Annotated in this window: 17 protein-coding genes; 8 read left to right on the forward strand and 9 right to left on the reverse strand. The window is 61.9% G+C overall.

Annotated elements, in window-relative coordinates; all coding sequences use genetic code 11:
* Position 1: 1 nt before the first annotated feature.
* From DOM32_RS11675 to DOM32_RS11690, 4 genes are all read right to left on the reverse strand, one after another.
* Complete coding sequence (locus DOM32_RS11675; protein ID WP_157957074.1) at positions 2–904, reverse strand: polysaccharide lyase; 903 nt, start codon at positions 902–904, stop codon at positions 2–4.
* An 80-nt stretch (positions 905–984) separates the two neighbouring features.
* Complete coding sequence (locus DOM32_RS11680) at positions 985–2,454, reverse strand: PilZ domain-containing protein (protein WP_110634693.1); 1,470 nt, start codon at positions 2,452–2,454, stop codon at positions 985–987.
* A 26-nt stretch (positions 2,455–2,480) separates the two neighbouring features.
* Positions 2,481–4,439 carry a glycosyltransferase gene (locus DOM32_RS11685; protein WP_110634696.1) on the reverse strand — a complete coding sequence of 653 codons (1,959 nt, stop codon included), beginning with the start codon at positions 4,437–4,439 and terminating at the stop codon, positions 2,481–2,483.
* A 375-nt stretch (positions 4,440–4,814) separates the two neighbouring features.
* Entirely contained in the window at positions 4,815–6,227 is a 1,413-nt protein-coding gene (locus tag DOM32_RS11690) for a UDP-glucose dehydrogenase family protein (protein ID WP_083387505.1), read from the reverse strand.
* Positions 6,228–6,939: 712 nt separating this feature from the next.
* Between DOM32_RS11690 and DOM32_RS11695 the strand changes: the two genes are divergently transcribed.
* The 7 genes from DOM32_RS11695 to DOM32_RS11725 all read left to right on the forward strand — a co-directional run bounded on the left by DOM32_RS11695 (position 6,940) and on the right by DOM32_RS11725 (position 13,815).
* Entirely contained in the window at positions 6,940–7,419 is a 480-nt protein-coding gene (locus DOM32_RS11695) for an SUF system Fe-S cluster assembly regulator (protein WP_071233244.1), read from the forward strand.
* 109 nt (positions 7,420–7,528) lie between these two features.
* Entirely contained in the window at positions 7,529–8,971 is a 1,443-nt protein-coding gene (sufB, locus tag DOM32_RS11700) for a Fe-S cluster assembly protein SufB (RefSeq protein ID WP_071233243.1), read from the forward strand.
* A gap of 75 nt (positions 8,972–9,046) precedes the next feature.
* Positions 9,047–9,799 (forward strand): Fe-S cluster assembly ATPase SufC, encoded by a 753-nt coding sequence (gene sufC / locus DOM32_RS11705; RefSeq protein WP_071233242.1) that lies wholly within the window; start codon positions 9,047–9,049, stop codon positions 9,797–9,799.
* On the forward strand, positions 9,796–11,133 hold the full coding sequence (gene sufD / locus DOM32_RS11710) for a Fe-S cluster assembly protein SufD (protein ID WP_110634698.1): 1,338 nt from the start codon (positions 9,796–9,798) through the stop codon (positions 11,131–11,133). Before sufC ends, sufD begins: the two co-directional genes overlap by 4 nt.
* A gap of 1 nt (position 11,134) precedes the next feature.
* Positions 11,135–12,376, forward strand: a complete 1,242-nt coding sequence (locus tag DOM32_RS11715; protein ID WP_071233240.1) for a cysteine desulfurase — start codon at positions 11,135–11,137, stop codon at positions 12,374–12,376.
* A gap of 52 nt (positions 12,377–12,428) precedes the next feature.
* Positions 12,429–12,992 carry a putative Fe-S cluster assembly protein SufT gene (gene sufT / locus DOM32_RS11720; RefSeq protein ID WP_071233239.1) on the forward strand — a complete coding sequence of 188 codons (564 nt, stop codon included), beginning with the start codon at positions 12,429–12,431 and terminating at the stop codon, positions 12,990–12,992.
* Positions 12,993–13,164: 172 nt separating this feature from the next.
* Complete coding sequence (locus DOM32_RS11725; RefSeq protein ID WP_071233238.1) at positions 13,165–13,815, forward strand: SanA/YdcF family protein; 651 nt, start codon at positions 13,165–13,167, stop codon at positions 13,813–13,815.
* Positions 13,816–13,881: 66 nt separating this feature from the next.
* Here the strand turns inward: DOM32_RS11725 and DOM32_RS11730 are convergent, their stop codons facing one another.
* The 4 genes from DOM32_RS11730 to DOM32_RS11745 all read right to left on the reverse strand — a co-directional run bounded on the left by DOM32_RS11730 (position 13,882) and on the right by DOM32_RS11745 (position 16,869).
* A complete protein-coding gene (locus DOM32_RS11730) occupies positions 13,882–14,322 on the reverse strand; it encodes a ferritin family protein (protein WP_071233237.1) in 441 nt (146 codons plus the stop codon).
* A 111-nt stretch (positions 14,323–14,433) separates the two neighbouring features.
* The gene (gene rimK, locus DOM32_RS11735; protein ID WP_071233236.1) at positions 14,434–15,342 is read right to left on the reverse strand and encodes a 30S ribosomal protein S6--L-glutamate ligase; all 909 of its coding nucleotides are present in this window, start codon (positions 15,340–15,342) and stop codon (positions 14,434–14,436) included.
* A 53-nt stretch (positions 15,343–15,395) separates the two neighbouring features.
* Entirely contained in the window at positions 15,396–15,833 is a 438-nt protein-coding gene (locus tag DOM32_RS11740; RefSeq protein ID WP_071233235.1) for an ATP-dependent zinc protease family protein, read from the reverse strand.
* 4 nt (positions 15,834–15,837) lie between these two features.
* The gene (locus tag DOM32_RS11745; RefSeq protein ID WP_110634701.1) at positions 15,838–16,869 is read right to left on the reverse strand and encodes a DUF3549 family protein; all 1,032 of its coding nucleotides are present in this window, start codon (positions 16,867–16,869) and stop codon (positions 15,838–15,840) included.
* Between the two features lie 216 nt (positions 16,870–17,085).
* Here DOM32_RS11745 and DOM32_RS11750 point away from each other — a divergent pair, with 216 nt between their 5' ends.
* A complete protein-coding gene (locus DOM32_RS11750; protein WP_071233233.1) occupies positions 17,086–17,412 on the forward strand; it encodes a YqcC family protein in 327 nt (108 codons plus the stop codon).
* 91 nt (positions 17,413–17,503) lie between these two features.
* Here DOM32_RS11750 and DOM32_RS11755 read toward each other — a convergent pair whose 3' ends face one another.
* Positions 17,504–18,058 carry an OmpW/AlkL family protein gene (locus tag DOM32_RS11755; RefSeq protein WP_071233232.1) on the reverse strand — a complete coding sequence of 185 codons (555 nt, stop codon included), beginning with the start codon at positions 18,056–18,058 and terminating at the stop codon, positions 17,504–17,506.
* Between the last annotated feature and the right edge of the window lie 168 nt (positions 18,059–18,226).

Below are 18,226 nucleotides of genomic sequence, written 5' to 3' on the forward strand. Positions count from 1 at the left end.
ATCACGCCCTGGGGGTCATCAGGGTGAAGTCGGCGAAATCGACGACCTGGTGACGCGGCGTGCGCCAGTCGCTGCCGTGACCGCCAAAGAAGGTCGAGAACATCAGGCCGTCGATATGCACGTCTTCAGTGGTGCGATAGACGATGCCCTGCTGCTCGAGAATCGGCTGGCCGTCGATCCAGACTCGCGCAATGCCGTTGTCGCGGTCGGGATCGTTGAGCACGATCTCCTGCTCCACGCTGACCCACTGTCCCGGGGTGAAGCGCCATCGGCCACGGCCGACCGATTCGCCGTAGTCGGCGTCTTTATTGGCGACGTACTCGTAGAGCTCGCCCTGACCCTGCTTGCGCCACATGAAACGCATCGAGAAGCCGTTCTTGCCGGTGACCTCGTCGCCGCCGGTGGGGCCGTCGCCGCCGTAGAGGCCGGGCAACTTGCCACCCTTGACGAAGTCGAAGCCGGGCTGGAAACGCACCTGGTAACGCAGGCAGGCGCGATCGGCCTGACGCAGCGCCGGCACCGGCATCACGAAACCGGCGCCGCCTTCTTTGGCATCGCTGGGCGACGAGCTGCCTTGCGGGTAGCTGACACGCAGGGCGGGCGCGTCGAGTCCGCTCTCCTCGTTGCTCAGCACCTGCAGGTTCTGTTCGCCCCAGCGTCGCTCGGCATCGAGCCCGCTCTTGACCCAGGCCTTGGGATCCGCATTGGCCGGGATGTTCATGCCCGGGGCGTGTACCGGGGCGTAGCGTGTCGAGCAGGCCGACACCTGGGGCCGGGTGAGATCACCGTCACTGGCGGCCTGCGCGGGCAGGGAGACGACAGTCAACGCGCCGGCGAGCAGTGCCGCCGTGCCCGAAAGGCGCAATGAGCGGCGGTTGGCATTGTCGAGCTGGGATCGCGTCATGGTCATTTCCTCGGCAAGTTCGTTTGCGATGGGTTTCGGTAGCGCTTCACGGTCGCTTCACGCGACGGCCAGTCGAAGGCTCAGTTCATGGCGCTTTTCATTCCGTCGGCGGCACTCGTCCACAACGATTGAACGCCTTGATACATGGCGCGGCCCGCCTGGTAGGTCCACTCGGCGGCCGTGTCGAGCATCGGCGCTTCGGTGAAGCGGACATCGACCGGCGTACCCACGGCGCTGGCCGGCAATGTCTCTTCCGGTACCAGCAGCACGCTCGCCACGTTCTGCTGCTGGCGCACCCAGTCCGGGAAGCCGGCACGCGGCTGGCGTTCGACATCGAGTGCGACGCTACGCACACGCGCGGGAATCGGCTCCGAGGCATTGGGCAGGGCGATATAGGCCTGCTGGTGGTTCTCGATATCGCCGATATCGTCCATGTGCACCAGCGCCTCGACCATGACGTCGTTGTTGTGGGTGCTGACCAGCGTCATGACACGGTCCCCTTCGTTGACGTAGGTGCCGCCGGCAGCGCTGAGTGCCCAGGCCACTTCGCAGTCACACGGGCTGTAGATGGTATTGGCCGATACCCGTGCCTTGTAGGCATCGATACGCGAACTTTCGTAGTCGCGGGCCGTCTCGAACTGCTCTACCCGTGTCCTCGCGATTTCCGGCGACAGGGTCTCGTAACCCAGCTCGCCGTCTGCGGGGTTGGAGGATGTCGCCACGCTGACCTTGTGGTTTCCAGCATCGTCGAGGCTGTCCTGGAGGTTGTCGATCAGGCGCTTGTTGTAGTCGAACGAGGCCTGGGACAGCAGCAGATCGTTCTGGAGTTCGGCGTTATTGACCCGGATCAGCGGCTGGTCGCGCTTGACCTTGTCGCCGGCGTTGAGTTCCAGGTCTTTCAACTGGCCGGCGCCGGGCGCCAGGATATCCGTCCGCGGCGCCGTTACCGCGGCGAAGCTCGGCTCGATCAGAAAGACGTTGCGATAGACGGTCGCGGCCACTGCCGCCGTCAAGACGCCCGCGGCGACGAGCAGTGCCAGGTAGCGGAACATGGGAACGCGACGCTTGGGCTTGGTGGCCGGTGTCGCGACGTTGCCACGGCGCTTGCGGGGTGTCTGGGCATCCTGCGGGTCGACCAGGCCATCGAGACTGACGTGGCGTCCGCTCATCTGGGCGCGAATCACCCGGCGCAGAATATCGCGCTGGCGGGGTTCCATCTGGGTGAACTCGAACGCGACGCGCTGTTGGCGCGCGTCGCCGATCTCGCGCAGTGGGCGCGCCATCGCGGGCAGGGCCAGCTCGACACCGCTGGCGGTCAGCATTAGCGCAACGGGGATCTCGCGGTGGCGCTCCAAATGCATCGAGGTCTCGGCGGAAAAGCCTCCCATCGAGAGATCGTGGCCCTTGACGACCCGATCATCCCCCAGACGAACGTTGAAGGGCATTTCGACGCGGACATGGCGGCGCTCGTCGCGGCGTTCATGGCGCAGCTGATCCGGATCCCGGCGTGTCTCGTTGTCATGGCCTGACTGGCGATCGTGATCTGACATGGTGAAGTCTCCTTGAAATTCCCTGGCTACTGGCGGTTCTGTGCCAGCGCGTTGTCTTCCATGTGGCTGCCTTCGAGCGACAGCGATAGCGCCGTCAGCTGGATAGCGTGACCGGCAAGCTGAATCTGACAGGGCTGCTGGGCGTCACAGTCGAACTTGCCAGCGCTGGCGAGCGTGGTGTCGCCGGAGCGGATCTGCGAGGCGAGTCCGGTGCCGACTTCCAGCGTGGTCGGATCGTCCGGGTCGCCATAGCCGTGAAGGCTGGTGCCGCGAATCCTGTCCAGCGAGGCGACCTGGTCGTTGAATCGGGCATCGATCCGGTAGTGGCCGGCGGGCAGATGAACGCTGCCGCCCTCCGGGGCGTCGGCCAGCGTCAATGCGAGCCAGCGATTGTCGGCGGCGTCTTCCTCGAGCGTCTCCGGCTGGGCGCCGGTCATCGCCGCGATCGACAGGCGGTCGGCCGGGGCCATGATGCCGCCGAAGACGGCCAGCACGAATATCAGCCCGCCCAGGTAGAGGGCGTGGATGAAATGGCCACCCAGTCGCTGACGACGGGCTGCGCGAGGATCGTCGGGCTCGCCGGCGGAAATGCCCTGACGTGACCATTTCTGACGGTTGAAGCGAAAGCTGACGTAGGTCTTCAGGATCGCGCCGCTGAGCTGGTTGTAGTAGAGCATCGGCACCCACAGTGCGCTCCAGCGTCCGCGCTGCCAGGCCAGTACCAGGCTGGTCAGGCCGCGGGTCATCAGGATCCACAGCAGGTAGGCGAAGATGAACGACGGGCGCACGAACAGCGTCAGCATGATAGCGATGGTCGGGCCGATCAGCGTGGTCCACATGGAAAGCCGCTGGTCGACGAGGCTCCACCAGGTGAACCAGCCCATGCGGCTTGGCCCCAGCGCGATGGCACGGCCATTGGTACGCAGCATGTTGCCGAACCAGCGGCGCATCAGATCCAGCGTCGACTTGAAGAATCGGCGACGCTCGGGCAGCTCCTCGAAGCCGGTGACGTAGACATCCGGGAGATAAAGCATCTTCCAGCGATGCTTGAGCAGCCAGAACCAGGTCGACTTGTCATCGCCGGAGAGGAACTTGAAGTTGCCGAAACGCCAGTGCTCGACGTGGTCGTTCTCGACCAGCTCGATGAATTCGGGCTCCGTGGCGAGATCGGCACGAAACGCGCTGTAGCGGCCGGTCAGGACGAGCAGTCGCTCGGATACCGAGGTCGAGCTCATGACCAGATGGCGCTGGGCGTAGCGCAGGTCGTACCACTCCTTGGTCACATCGTTGCCGATGACCACCGCGTTGTTGTTGGTGGTGATCGCCCCCAGGTCATCCTTGGCCAGAAAGAACGATAGCGAACGTTCCAGCGTGCCGGGTTCGATGCGGATGTCACCGTCCATGCTGACCAGCAGCGAGCGGTGTGTCGGCATGCAGCGGGAGATGGCGCGCAGTACCTCGGCCATGGCCGAGCGTTTGCCGTCACCTTTCTGGAACATATAGCGGACACTGACGTTGTCGGGCCAGCCATGTTCTTCCATCACCTGGTCGATGATGTCGACATCGCTGCGGTCGGCGATGGCGGCGAACAGCGTCGTCGGCACGCCGTAGTCCGCGGCATCGCGAATCAGCGCGTCGTAGACGGCAAAGGTGACCTCGGTGTCGATCCGAAACGAGGTGCACAGGATATAGAGCGCGTCCGGCGTCTCTCTGGCGCCGACGGCATCAGCCTCGGCCCGCAGCCGAGGAAACATGCGGCGGTTGTACCAGACGGAGCGTACCGCCTGCACGAACCACCACGAGTAACGCCAGGCCCCTATCAGGCCCACGGCGAAGATGAAGCTCTTCGAGCCGGGGTGAAAGACTTCGCCCGGCAGATGGGTCACCAGCAGCAGGGTCAGCGCCGCCAGCAGCAGGATGACCGTTGCTTCGGTCGCCACTGAGGCTTTGCTGGGCCTGGCTCGGGTGTAGTTGATATGGCTCATCGGGGTGTCCTTGGAGTCGTTCTTTGACGTCGTCCCTTGCGGGTCTGCCGAACCCGCCGAGCAGACGCTACGCTTTGTCTGAAAAATGTCAGCGTTCACCCATACGGCGTTAAAAATCGGCTCAAAATGCTCATTTACTCCGCGTAAACTGGGACGCCAGCCCGGTCCTTTTTCGCCGATCTTGATTCGCTACGCTTACCCTTCGGGCCAGCCTTCGGCTGTTGCTCCCTACGGTCGTTGCGCCTTGTCTGGCTATCGCTCGTCGATTTTTCAGACAGCGCTTGATTTCCTGTAGGCCCGTGCAATGGCACTGGCCTGGACCGTGACGGAAATCGGGGCGGCGGCGGTCATTGCCGCCGCCGACGGCATCGCGCGTTATAGCGTGTAGGCGATGCCCGGGCCGCTGCGCTCGGTCTGTGACGCCAACGGCGCGGGGGCCTCGGTGGGCTGGGAGATGCGAAGCGAGTCGGCGCGACCGACCGCGAAGTAGAGCAGGCCGGCGGCACGCACGCTTTCCGGGTTGAACAGGTTGCGGCCATCGATGATCGCTGGCGTGGTCAGTTGCTCGCGCAGGCGGCGGAAGTCGACGGTGCGGAAGGCTTTCCACTCGGTGCAGATGACCAGCGCATCGGCGCCTTCGAGGGTGTCGTCACGACGTTTCGTCAGCACCAGGTCGTCCCGCTCGCCGTAAATTCGCTGACACTCCTTCATGGCTTCCGGATCGTAGGCACGAACCTTGCCGCCGGCTGCCCATACCGCTTCCATCAGCTCGCGACTCGGGGCCTCGCGCATGTCGTCGGTGTTGGGTTTGAACGCCAGCCCCCAGACGGCGATGGTCTTGCCTTGCAGGTCACCGTCGAGCGCTTGGGACAGCTTGGTGAAAAGACTCGCCTTCTGACGGTAGTTGACCGCCTCGACCGCGTTGAGCAGTTCCGCCTCGTAGCCGACGCCGCTGGCGGTGCGAGCGAGCGCCTGGACGTCCTTCGGAAAGCAGGAGCCGCCATAGCCGCAGCCGGGATAGATGAAGCTGTAGCCGATGCGCGGGTCGCTGCCGATACCCCGGCGCACGTTTTCGACATCGGCGCCGAGCCGCTCGGCCAGATTCGACACTTCGTTCATGAAGCTGATCTTGGTCGCCAGCATGGCGTTGGCGGCGTACTTGGTCAGTTCGGCGCTGCGGATGTCCATGAACATCAGCTTTTCCTGGCGCCGGTTGTAGGGGGCGTAGCACTCGCGCATCAGCGGTTCGACGCGAGGAGAGTCGCAGCCGATGATGATGCGTGCGCCCTGCGAGAAATCTTCGACGGCAGAACCTTCCTTGAGGAACTCGGGGTTCGAACAGACGTCGAAGGGGATGTCCACGTCGCGCTGCTGCAGCCGGCGGGAAATGGCGTCAGTGACACGGTCTGCCGTCCCTACGGGCACGGTGGACTTGTCGATGACCAGCTTGTACTCCTGCATGTGGGTAGCAATGGTATCTGCCACGCTGAGGACGTATTTCAGGTCGGCGCTGCCATCTTCGTCCGGCGGCGTACCCACGGCGATGAACTGCAGGGTGCCGAAATTGGCCGCCACCGCAGGGTCGGTGGTGAACAGCAGGCGTTCTTCGGCCACGTTCTGTTTGATCAATGCTTCCAGACCGGGCTCATAGATAGGGACGATGCCGTTCTCGAGACCGGCGATCTTGTCGCTGTCGACATCCATGCACATGACTTCATGGCCGGCATCGGCGAGACAGGTTCCGGTAACGAGACCTACATAACCCGTTCCAAAAATGGTAATCCGCATGATGGCTCTCCTTGCTGATTCGTATCGTTATGTGTCCGACATTCACGAGCTGTCCCGTGGCGTCGGCCACTCGATCTGCCAATCACTGGCATTCATTCATTGGTGTTGAACACGGCAAACTGTCATTTGCTGTAAAGACTTACGTTCTGCAAAGCATCGCGTAATGGCGGCGACAGGAATTACAAAAGCCGGCCATATCGCGAGGCTAGTTTTTATTAGGATGTCAAGTGATTGATTCTACAGGCCTTTAGGACCTCGCCTCTTTACAGCTAATGACAAACAGTGTTTCCGAAATACAGGGACAACGTTAGTGTCAAAGTGCCTTTCGTTCCAATTAAGAAAAAGCTCATGTAAACGAGAATGCGGCTTTAGTGTCGTTCTATTGCACAGCGTGTGACTTTATGACGACATCCCTTGTCTCGAGTTGGAGACGCCAAAAAGGCGTCCTGAAGCGGTTTTGGTAACTTCTAGTTACTAAAGGTGTGATTGAGAATCTTAGTTTTCCGAGTTTTTCTTTTTGTGTTCTTTTGATGTTGCGTAATTCAACGACATCGCTTGCCTGTGAACGGGTTCCCCGTTCCGATCGGCGCCGGGGCGCTTGCCAGGCAGGTGGGGCCGCGATTCGCTGGCGAGACCAAGGGTTCACAGCGTGGTTAAAGAGGACTAAAATGGTCCTATATAGCGGCTGTCAGGATCGAGAGGGCATCAAGGCATGCTGAAACTATCGAAATTGACGGATTATGCGGCAGTGATCATGGCGCAGATCGCACGGGATCCCGAGCAGGCGCATACGGCAGCCGAACTGGCGGTACGCGTGAGCCTGCCTCATCCCACGGTAGGAAAGACGCTAAAGATGCTTTCCAAGAGCGGGTTGCTCGAGTCGCGTCGCGGTTCGCATGGGGGTTATGTGCTTTCCCGGTCGCCGGCGGAGATCACCGCCAGCGACATCATTGCCGCCATCGAGGGGCCGATCGGCATGACCGAGTGCAGCCATGCCGACGGAGACTGCGAGCTGATGGATACCTGCGGCGTCGCCGACAATTGGCAGCGGGTGTCACAGGCGATACGGACACTGCTCGACTGTGTCACGTTGGCGCATCTCGCTCAGTCCGGCCCGCTCAAGTTGCCGGTACAGTTACCGATCCAAAGCGTGACGTTGCCCTCGACGACCGGGGCAGTGCGCGAACATTAAGAAGACGTGGCAATGGCAGGTGCAGTCGCGGTGAGGGTCTTGCCGCTTCTCGTGTCTGTTCGGGACTGCGTCTTCGTCATAAGACTCTCGGTGGAGAGGAGAGAAGACCATGGCTAGCGAAGAGATGGAGCAGTTGGTCCGTCGCGAATACAAGCAGGGATTCGTGACCGACATCGAAAGCGATACCGTGCCGCCGGGCCTGGATGAAAGCACGATCGCCTTCATTTCCCAGAAGAAAGAAGAGCCGCAATGGATGCTCGAGTGGCGTCTCGAAGCCTATCACCAGTGGCTCAAGATGACGCCGCCGTCCTGGGCGCATCTCGAATATCCCCCCATCGACTATCAGGCAATCTCCTATTTCAGTGCGCCGAAGAAGCCGGAAGACCGCCCTCAGAGCCTGGACGAGGTCGACCCCAAGCTGCTGGAAACTTACGAAAAGCTGGGTATTCCGCTGCACGAGCGGGCGGCGCTGGCGGGGGTGGCCGTCGATGCCGTGTTCGATTCGGTATCGGTGACCACGACGTTCAAGGAGAAGCTCCACGAGGCCGGGGTCATCTTCTGCTCCATCTCCGAGGCGATTCGCGAGTACCCGGAACTGGTGCGCCAGTATCTGGGGACGGTAGTGCCGCAGGCCGACAACTATTTCGCCGCGCTCAACTCCGCGGTCTTCACCGATGGCTCGTTCGTCTACGTACCGGAAGGCGTCAAGTGCCCGATGGAGCTGTCGACCTACTTCCGGATCAACGCCGCCAATACCGGCCAGTTCGAGCGTACGCTGATCATCTGCGACAAGCAGGCGCAGGTTTCCTACCTCGAAGGCTGTACCGCGCCGATGCGTGACGAGAACCAGCTCCACGCGGCGGTGGTCGAGCTGGTCGCGCTGGAAGACGCCTACATCAAGTACTCCACGGTGCAGAACTGGTATCCGGGCGACGAGGAAGGCAAGGGCGGTATCTACAACTTCGTCACCAAGCGTGGCGACTGTCGTGGCGATCGCTCCCGCATCAGCTGGACGCAGGTCGAGACCGGCTCCGCCATCACCTGGAAGTACCCCTCCTGCATGCTGCGTGGCAAGGAGAGCATCGGCGAGTTCTATTCGGTCGCGGTGACCAACGGTCGCCAGCAGGCCGACACCGGCACCAAGATGATCCATATCGGCGAGAATACCCGCTCGACGATCGTCGCCAAGGGGATCGCCGCCGGTCGCAGCGACCAGGCCTACCGCGGTCTGGTCAAGATAGGGCCGCGGGCCAAGGGCGCACGCAACTATACCCAGTGTGATTCGCTGCTGATCGGCGACCAGTGCGGCGCCCACACGTTCCCCTATCAGGAGATCGGCAACAGCACCGCCACCGTCGAGCACGAGGCCACTACGTCCAAGATTGCCGACGATCAGCTGTTCTACTGCCGCGCGCGCGGGATCGACGAAGAGGACGCGGTAAGTATGATCGTCAACGGCTTCTGCAAGGATGTCTTCCAGGAGCTGCCGATGGAGTTTGCGGTCGAGGCCGAGGCGCTGCTCAACGTCACGCTGGAAGGTTCGGTGGGCTGATTCGCCGCCACTGTCGAATTCATATGCCAATTCGGGAGGCTGCGTCGGCGGTCTCTCTCGTTTCAAGGGTTTCACATGCTCGAAGTCAAAGATCTTCACGTTACGGTCGAGGACAAAGCGATCCTCAAGGGCCTCAATCTGACCATCAACGCCGGTGAGGTCCATGCCATCATGGGGCCGAATGGCGCGGGCAAGTCGACGCTGTCGGCGGTGATCGCCGGCAAGGACGGTTACGAGGTGACGCAGGGCACGATCCTGTTCGAAGGTCAGGACGTGCTCGAAATGGAAATCGAAGAGCGTGCTCGCGCCGGTCTGTTGCTGGGATTCCAGTACCCGGTCGAGATTCCCGGGGTCAAGAATATCTACCTGCTCAAGGCGGCGCTCAATGCCCAGCGCGCCGCGCGCGGTGAAGGGGAGATCCCGGCGCCGGAGTTCATGAAGCTGGTGCGCGAAAAGAGCGCCGAGATGAAGATGGACCCGAGCTTCCTGCAGCGAGCGGTCAACGAAGGATTCTCCGGCGGCGAGAAGAAGCGCAACGAGATCCTGCAGATGCTGGTGCTGCAGCCGAAGCTGGCGATGCTCGACGAGATCGACTCCGGTCTCGATATCGACGCCATGAAGGTCGTCGCCGACGGCGTCAACTCGCTGCGTGACGCCAATCGCGCCATTCTGCTGGTGACGCACTATCAGCGCCTGCTCAATCACATCGAGCCGGATCATGTTCATGTGCTGGTCGATGGTCGTATCGTCAAGAGCGGCGACAAGGACCTGGCGCTGGAACTCGAAGCCCGCGGTTACGATTGGGTGCTGGAGGGATCTGCCGCATGAGTGCACCGGAACGCTTTCTCGAGCGTCTGACCGCACGCCGCGCCGAAGACCCCAGCTGGGTCGCGGCACGGCGCCAGGCCGGCGCGGCGCGCTTCGAGGCCTTGGGTTTTCCCACGCGACGTGACGAAGAGTGGAAATATACCGACGTGCGCCGTATTGCCGAGGGCGATTTCGCTCTGGCGACGGACGCCGCGTTCGACACTGCCCGCTTCGACGAGCAGCGCCTGGATATCGACGCCTATCGGCTGGTGCTGGTCGACGGCGTGTTCAGTGCCGAGCTGTCCCGGCTCGACGGCCTGCCGGCCGGCGTTTCCCTCGAACCGCTATCCAGGGCGATGGCTGCCAACCACGAGGCAGTAGGCGGTTCGCTCGGCCGTCTGGCGGGTGTCGATTTCTCGCCGTTCACGGCGCTCAATACCGCCTTCGCCGAAGAGGGCGTCATCGTGCGTCTGGCACCCGGTACGGTGGTCGACAAGCCGATCTACGTGCTGCTGCTGTCGCGGGCCAACGAACGGCCGGTGATGAGCCATCCGCGGGTACTGATCGAAGCGGGCGCGCGCGCCGAGGCGACGATCGTCGAGCATTATTCGGGCGAGCCCGACGCCGCCAATTTCACCAACGTGGTGACCGAAGTGCTGCTCGATCGCGGTGCCATCGTCGATCACTACAAGTTGCAGGAAGCGGCGCTGACGGATCTGCACGTGGCCAGCATCCACGTCGATCAGGGGCGCGACAGCCGCTTCAACTCGTACAACCTGAACCTTGGCGGGGCGCTGGTACGTACCGATCTGGTGACGGATCTCAATGCCGAAGGCGCCGAAGCGGCCTATAACGGGTTGTTCTTCGTCCAGGGGCGTCAGCACGTCGACAACCACACGCTGGTCAATCACAACGCGCCGCGCACGTTCTCCAACGAGAACTACAAGGGTGTGCTAGATGACCGTTCTCGCGGCGTGTTCAACGGCAAGGTCTTCGTCAAGAAGGACGCGCAGCAGATCGAGGCGTACCAGAACAACGCCAACCTGCTGCTGTCCGACCGTGCCGAGATCGACACCAAGCCGGAGCTGGTGATCTACGCCGACGACGTCAAATGTTCCCACGGCGCTACCACAGGCCAGCTGGACGAGGAAGCCGTCTATGCGCTGCGTAGCCGCGGCATCGATGAGCCGATGGCTCGGGCGCTGCTGACATTGGCCTTCGTCGGCGAAGTCATGGACAAGGTGCGTCTCAACGTCATCGCCGAGCGCGTCGAAAGAGCCGTCGCGGGTCGTCTGCCGGAGCGCTTCAACCTGGCCGACCTGGTGGAAACCGCCGAGGCGATTCAGGAGGCTTGAGATGACCGCGATTACCGATCTGACGCTGGACCTGGCGGCCGTACGTCGGGATTTTCCGATTCTCGATCGTGAGGTTCACGGTCGACCGCTGATCTACCTCGACAACGCCGCCACCAGTCAGACGCCGGTGGCGGTCATCGACAGCCTCAGCGACTACTACCGTCGTTACAACGCCAATATCCATCGCGGGCTGCATACGCTGGCCGACGAGGCGACGGCGGCCTTCGAAGGCGTGCGCACTACGGTTCAGCGCCACCTCAATGCGTTCGAGCCGCGCGAGATCGTGTTCACGCGGGGGGCCACCGAGGCGATCAATCTGGTCGCCAACAGCTGGGGCCGGGCCAACCTGAAGGCGGGCGACGAGGTGGTGATCTCGTTGATGGAGCATCACTCCAACATCGTGCCCTGGCAGTTGCTCGAGCGTGAACTGGGGATCGTGATCAAGGTCATCCCCGTCGATGCTCGAGGCGTACTCGATCAGGAGACCTATCGCGAGATGCTGGGCGAGCGGACCAGGCTGGTCTGCGTCAACCATGTCTCCAATGCGCTGGGCACGATCAATCCCATTGCCGAGATGGCGCGCGATGCCCATGCCTGCGGTGCGCTCATTCTGGTCGATGGCGCCCAGGCTGTGCCGCATCAGGCAGTGGACGTGCAGGCGCTGGATGCCGACTTCTATGTGTTCTCGGGTCACAAGGTCTATGGGCCGATGGGGGCCGGGGCGCTGTATGCCAAGGCTTCCCTCCTCGATTCCATGCCGCCGTGGCAGGGCGGCGGGGAGATGATCTCGCGAGTCTCCTTCGATCGTGGTACCGAATTCGCGGCCGTTCCGCACCGGTTCGAGGCGGGAACGCCTTCGGTGGCCGATGTCATCGCCATGGGAGCGGGACTGGACTGGGTCAACGCGCTTGGCATCGAGCGGCTGTCGGCCTGGGAGCAGTGGCTGCTGGATCATGCAACCCAGAAGCTCGAACAGATCGACGGGCTGAGAATCATCGGCACGGCACCGCAGAAGGCGGGCGTGATTTCGTTTCTCGTCGACGGTGCGCATGCCCAGGATATCGGTCTGTTGATCGATCAGTTGGGTGTGGCGATTCGCACCGGGCATCACTGCGCCCAGCCGGTATTGAGTCATTTCGGTGTCGAGGCGACCTGTCGTGCCTCGCTGGCGGTCTACAACACGCCGGAAGAGGTCGATGCGTTCGTCGAGGCCTTGCAGCGCGTGCTGGGCATGCTGCGCTGAGCCGGTTCCGGCGTCCGGCGTGTCCGGGCCGGCAATTCTGTCAGGAGCAATGATGGATCCGTTAAACGAGGTCTACAAGGGTCAGGAAATGCCGCTGCAGCGGGATGTCGATGTCATTTCGATTCCGTTCGGCAAGACCATCACGCTGGCCGAGGACAGCACCGTAGTGGTGATGCAGGCCAAAGGCAACTCGATCAGCGTCAGCTACGAAGGTCGTCTCTATCTGATCGAAGGTCATGATCTCGACGCGCTGGGGCTGAAGGCACTCGAGCGGCCGACGCTGAATCCCGATGCGACGGAAGCCGAAATGGAAGCTTTCGTCTGGGAGCAACTGCGGACATGCTTCGACCCGGAGATACCGGTCAACATCGTCGATCTCGGGCTGGTTTACGGCTGTCGTATCGAGCGCCTGCTCACCGGCGAACGCATGGTGACCATTCGCATGACGCTGACGGCGCCCGGTTGCGGCATGGGCGATGTGATCGCCGAGGACGCGCGGCGCAAGATTCTCGGGGCGCCGCAGTTCTCCAAGGTTCATGTGGAAATCGTTTTCGATCCGCCCTGGAGCCGTGAGATGATGAGCGAAGAGGCGCGCCTGGAGCTGGGAATGTTCTAGCGTCGACGGATCCTGGGCACGCTGCATGAAGCCACGCTCCTCGGGCTGCGCGAGCCGGTTTCTGGCAGGACAATGAACGCGACATGTTGATCGACATTTCTCATCGCCATTCGACTCCCGGCCGGGGTGCCCGACGATCGTTTTTCCCTCACCGTTTCTGTGTCGTTCACTTATGCTCGAGCTGCTGAAGGGATTGCTCAAGGCGCTGCTTGCCGGCCTGTTGATGCTGGTGATCGGTGTCGTGGTGATTAATCTCTGGATACTCCAGAAGACCCACGCCCGAGTCGAACACGAGGTGCCTCTATGCGCCATGCAGCCGGTCGGGCTGGTCTTCGGTACCGCACAGTGGCTGCGGGAAGGGGGCGCGAATCCCTACTATCAGGCCAGAATGGAGACCTCGGCAGAACTGCTGAGGCTTCATCGTGTCCAGCATCTGCTGCTTTCCGGCGACAACCGTACGCGATACTACAACGAGCCGATCAGCATGTGGCGCTCCTTGCGGCATCGCAATATCAGCGATAGGCACATGACGCTCGATTATGCCGGCTTCAGTACGTTCGATAGCGTGGTTCGCGCCAAGGAGGTGTTTGGCGCGGATCGACTGATGCTGATTTCACAGGGCTGGCACTTGCCGCGGGCCCTGTTCATTGCCGATGCGCTGGGGATCGAGGCTACCGGCTGTGCGGTGCCCGATGATGGCGTCGAGGGAGAATGGCGGCTGCGTCTACGCGAATGGCTTGCCCGTGCCGCCACCTTTGGCGATCTTTACATCTGGGGGCGAAAGCCTTACTTCCTGGGGCCTTTGGAGCCGATTCAGCTGTAGTCGCCATGACACGCTTCCAAGCCTGAGGCGTTGCCAGCAAGGTAGCGTGCCCCCAGGAACCGCTTCTCAGCGTTGGCGTTGCTGCAGCTTGTTGATCTCCCGGATCAATGCACGGCAGTTCTTCCAGCAGCGTTCCAGCGCGGGCTCCAGGGCTTCCGGCAGAGGATGCGTGAACGCCGTGCCCAGCGCCTGCATCAAGACGCGCTCCTGCTCGAGCAGCTCTCCGAGCAGCACGGCACTGTCGTTGCCGACGAAGCTCTTGATACGGCTCCAGAGCCAGAGGTAATCGTCGCGTTCGACATCGGCATCGCGGGGCAGGATATCGAGATGTTCGCGAACCAGCTGCTGCAGTTCGCGCATGGCGGCCCCACGTTCCTCGTAATGGGGTTTCAGGGCATTACGCAGCGCCGGTCGCAGGCGATCGAGATTGTCCTGAAAATAGTCGAGACTGTCGGCCAGCGCTTCGAGTACGCTGTCCATCGCCACTTGGCGATTGTCGAGAAACATGTGCGGCCACCTCCTGAGGTGACACAAATTGTGCGGCCGGAAACACTGTTTTGCCACCCCCGGGCGCAGAAAAATTTAGGATTTTCGGCTATTTGTTCGATCGCTCTCCCATCAGCCCTTGGGTTTCGGCGGCGCTTTCCGCGGCGTACTGGCATTTTTCTCCAGATGCTCGACGATTAGACCCGCGATGTCCTTGCCGGTCGCGGTTTCGATGCCTTGCAGGCCGGGGGAGGAGTTGACCTCCATGATCACCGGGCCGTGGTTGGAGCGCAGCAGGTCGACGCCCGCCACGCCGAGCCCCATGGCCTTGGCTGCGCGAATCGCGGTGGAGCGCTCTTCCGGCGTGATGCGGATGACGCTGGCGGTGCCGCCGCGGTGGAGGTTGGAACGGAATTCACCCTCGGCAGCCTGGCGCTTCATCGATGCCACGACCTTGTCGCCGATCACGAGGCAGCGAATATCGGCGCCCTTGGCTTCCTTGATGTACTCCTGAACCATGATGTTTGCCTTCATGCCCATGAAAGCCTGGATGACCGACTCGGCGGCCTGGTTGGTTTCCGCCAGGACCACGCCGATACCTTGGGTGCCTTCCAGCAGCTTGATCACCAGCGGGGCGCCCTTGGCCATGGTGATCAGGTCGGGGATGTCGTCGGGCGAATGGGCAAAGCCGGTGACCGGTAGTCCCAATCCCTTGCGAGAAAGCAGTTGCAGCGAGCGCAGTTTATCGCGCGAGCGGGTGATCGCGACCGAGTCGTTGAGCACGTAGGTGTTCATCATCTCGAACTGCCTCAGCACGGCGCAGCCATAGAACGTGACCGACGCGCCGATGCGCGGGACGATCGCATCGAAGGGCTCGAGCTCTGCGCCCTTGTAATGGATCGAAGGGCGATGCGAGGCGATGCTCATGTAACAGCGCAGCGTATCGACGACTCTGACGGTATGGCCACGCTGCTCGGCGGCCTCGACCAGGCGCCGCGTCGAGTAGAGATTACGATTGCGTGACAGAATGCCGATATGCATGCGCTTGGGACTCCGATGCGTGAATGGAAGGACAGATGAGGTGAAGCGGGCCGTCAGGGTTCGCCGTGCAGGAACGCGGCACCAGGGGCAACCAGAAGCCGCCGCATGGCGCGCCTTCCCAGTAGCATGGGGTGGCGCATGTTGCTGCGATCGGTCAGGGTCAGCTCGATGGGAAAATCCAGGCCGCCGAGCAGAAGACGCGTACGAATGACGTAGCGCCATTCCTGCTGGCCGTTGGAACTCCTCACCCGGCGGCGATCGTGCAGTGGCAGCTGACATTCATGGTGCGTGCTCTGCTGACCACTCGAGCGAGTGATGAATCGAACCCACGGATGGCCGTTCTCCTCGTAGGGTTCGATCCGCTCCGCATGCAGGGCCGATGTTCTCGCGCCGGTGTCCGCCTTGCAGCAGAGTGTCATGTGCAGATCCGGTAGCGTGACCATTTCACGCCGGCCGATGACCGCCTTGGCCTGGTAGGGTAGTGCTTTCATGGGTTCAAGCATTCCATTCTCTGACGAGCCGGCCCACGGGAGAGTGCGCCGGCGCCTGACGCAGCATCATCAATATGGGCAGCCGCAGGCGGGGGATCAATGCCAAATCACGGACGACGCGGCGAAAGTTGGCATTCCTGCAGCTTGCCAGACGTTCCAGAAACCGCATGAGCCGGGTTTCATGTTCGAGGTGCTGCCAGCCGCGGGCGGCAATGGCGGCAAGACAATCGGCGGCCATGAGGTCGTCGTCGTCGAGAATACGATCGAGCCATTCTCCGACCCGGGGGTCGTCGCTGCCCAGCAGCGCTCTCAGCAGGGCGCAGAACGTTTCTATATCCTGCGCTTCGCGGGTGGTGGCGAGTGCGTGCCAGAGAGTGGGCAGCAGCTCGGCCGGCGTATCGCCATGCTCCATCAGGTAGCACAGCGGCAGAATCACCTCGCGGGGCAGCGCGTTCAGGCGCAGCGTCAATGCCTCGATGACGGCAGGATCACTGTCGACCACCTGATCGGCCAGGCCCTGGAGGCCGAGCATTTGCCAGTTGAGAGCGTCGTCACCGATGAGGTAGCGACGCACCATGTCCGAATGCGATGACGACGGTTGCCCGAAATGGCGAGACAGGCGAGCATGCAGCAGCGCGCGCTGGTGCAGCTCCGGCTCGAATGCCAGGGGGTTGTCCTGCATCAGATTGGTCGGCTCCAGCTTGCCTTGTGCGAGCCCGTTCTGCGTCGGATCGGCAGGCTGGGTGCCCAGAGTCTGAAGCAGGCGATCGAGAAATTCGTCGCGCGCGGCAGGAACCAGCATGCCCTGTTCATCCAGCGGCAACGACAGAAACCAGATCGCCGGATCCTGATAGGTCGCCGGCCAGCGCAGGGCGCAGGCGACCTGCGCATGACCGTTCCAGGGTAGCGGCCATGGTTCGCGCTCCTGTTCGAAGGCAGCGAAAGTGTCCTGACGCATTGGCGCCACACGTCGACCCAGGGTCGACAGCGCAAGCTCCGCGCCGCTATGGGCGAAAAAATCGCTCAGCGTTTGCATGGTAGACGGTCGTCATGTTCATCGAGGCGCGCACTGTAACTTGCGGTGACGGCGCTGGATAGGGGGTGGCCAAAAATTGAACAGTTTCCGCCAGCTCATGCCTTGCGGCGCTCCGATCAAGGTGTCCCAAGTTTATCCACAGGCTCTTTCAGGGTTTCTGTGAGCAACCCTGAAGGCGCCATATCCAGACAGCTCCAGACAGCAACAGGAGAGAGAATGAGTCCACACGATGAATTGGCCAGTGCCTTGCGTGAATTGGAAACGGCCCTGATGGAAGCCGGCTTCTGGGAGGAATCCCGGCCGGACGCTTCGGCGTTCGAAAGCCGGCAGCCATTCTGTGTCGATACCATGTCGCTGCCGCAGTGGCTGCGGTACGTCTTTATCGCCCGCCTGCAGGCACTGATCGACGCCCGTGCGACATTGCCGGAGAGCTGTGCGGTCGCGCCGGCAATGGAGGTGTGGCTCAAGGACGAACCGGCCTCGAGGAGAGAGCCGGTGATCCGTGAACTCGCCGTCGTCGACCGCATCGTCACCCAGGCGTGAGCGGTCACAGCGAGTGTGGTCGTTCGCTTTCTGAATCGCGGACACAAAAAACCGGGCCTGAGGCCCGGTTTTGCTATCGATCGCCGATCGCTTAGAAGCGAGCGGTGACACCGGCACCGACGGTGACCGGATCGAGATCGATATCGCGGCCGCCACTGATGTCGGCGCTGACATCGGTGTACTGCGCGAAAGCGTTGAAGCCGAAGTTTTCGGTGACGTTCAGGTCGACGCCCAACTGGCCGGCTGCGCCCCAGGAGTCGTCAACGCTACCGACACCGCTTTCGTCGGAGAACGTGGTGTAGTTGACGCCGACACCAGCATAGGGCTGGACAGCAGAGTCCATGCCGCCGAGCGGGTAGTACTGAGCCATCAGGTTGATCGGAACCTGCTTGAAGTTGCCGCCTTCAGCGTGAACCTTGGTTTCGGTCATGGAGCTCAGCTCGACACCGATCTTGTCGTGAACCATGTAACCCAGGCCCAGGTAGGCGCCCTTGTCGTTGTCATCGGTATAACCGGTGTCAACGTCGGTCTTGGCAACGCCCAGACGGCCATAGAAGTCGCCGGCGCCATAAGCGAAAGCGGCTTGGGTTCCGAATGCGCAAGCGCCGGCAACCACCATTGCAGAAAACAGTTTGGTCTTGGTCATGATAAGTACTCCCTTCCTTTCATCATGAAGCCGTGTTACCGGCCTTCACATTCTATGAGACAACGTCGCCATGATAGGAAACAGTGTTTTTTATGTCCAGTAAAATTTTGAAACAGCGTTTTTTTACGGCTCAGTAGGCGTTACGCCTGTTTGTGCGCCATCCGCTGC

It is taken from the genome of Salinicola salarius (assembly GCF_003206135.1).
Classification (GTDB): domain Bacteria; phylum Pseudomonadota; class Gammaproteobacteria; order Pseudomonadales; family Halomonadaceae; genus Salinicola; species Salinicola salarius.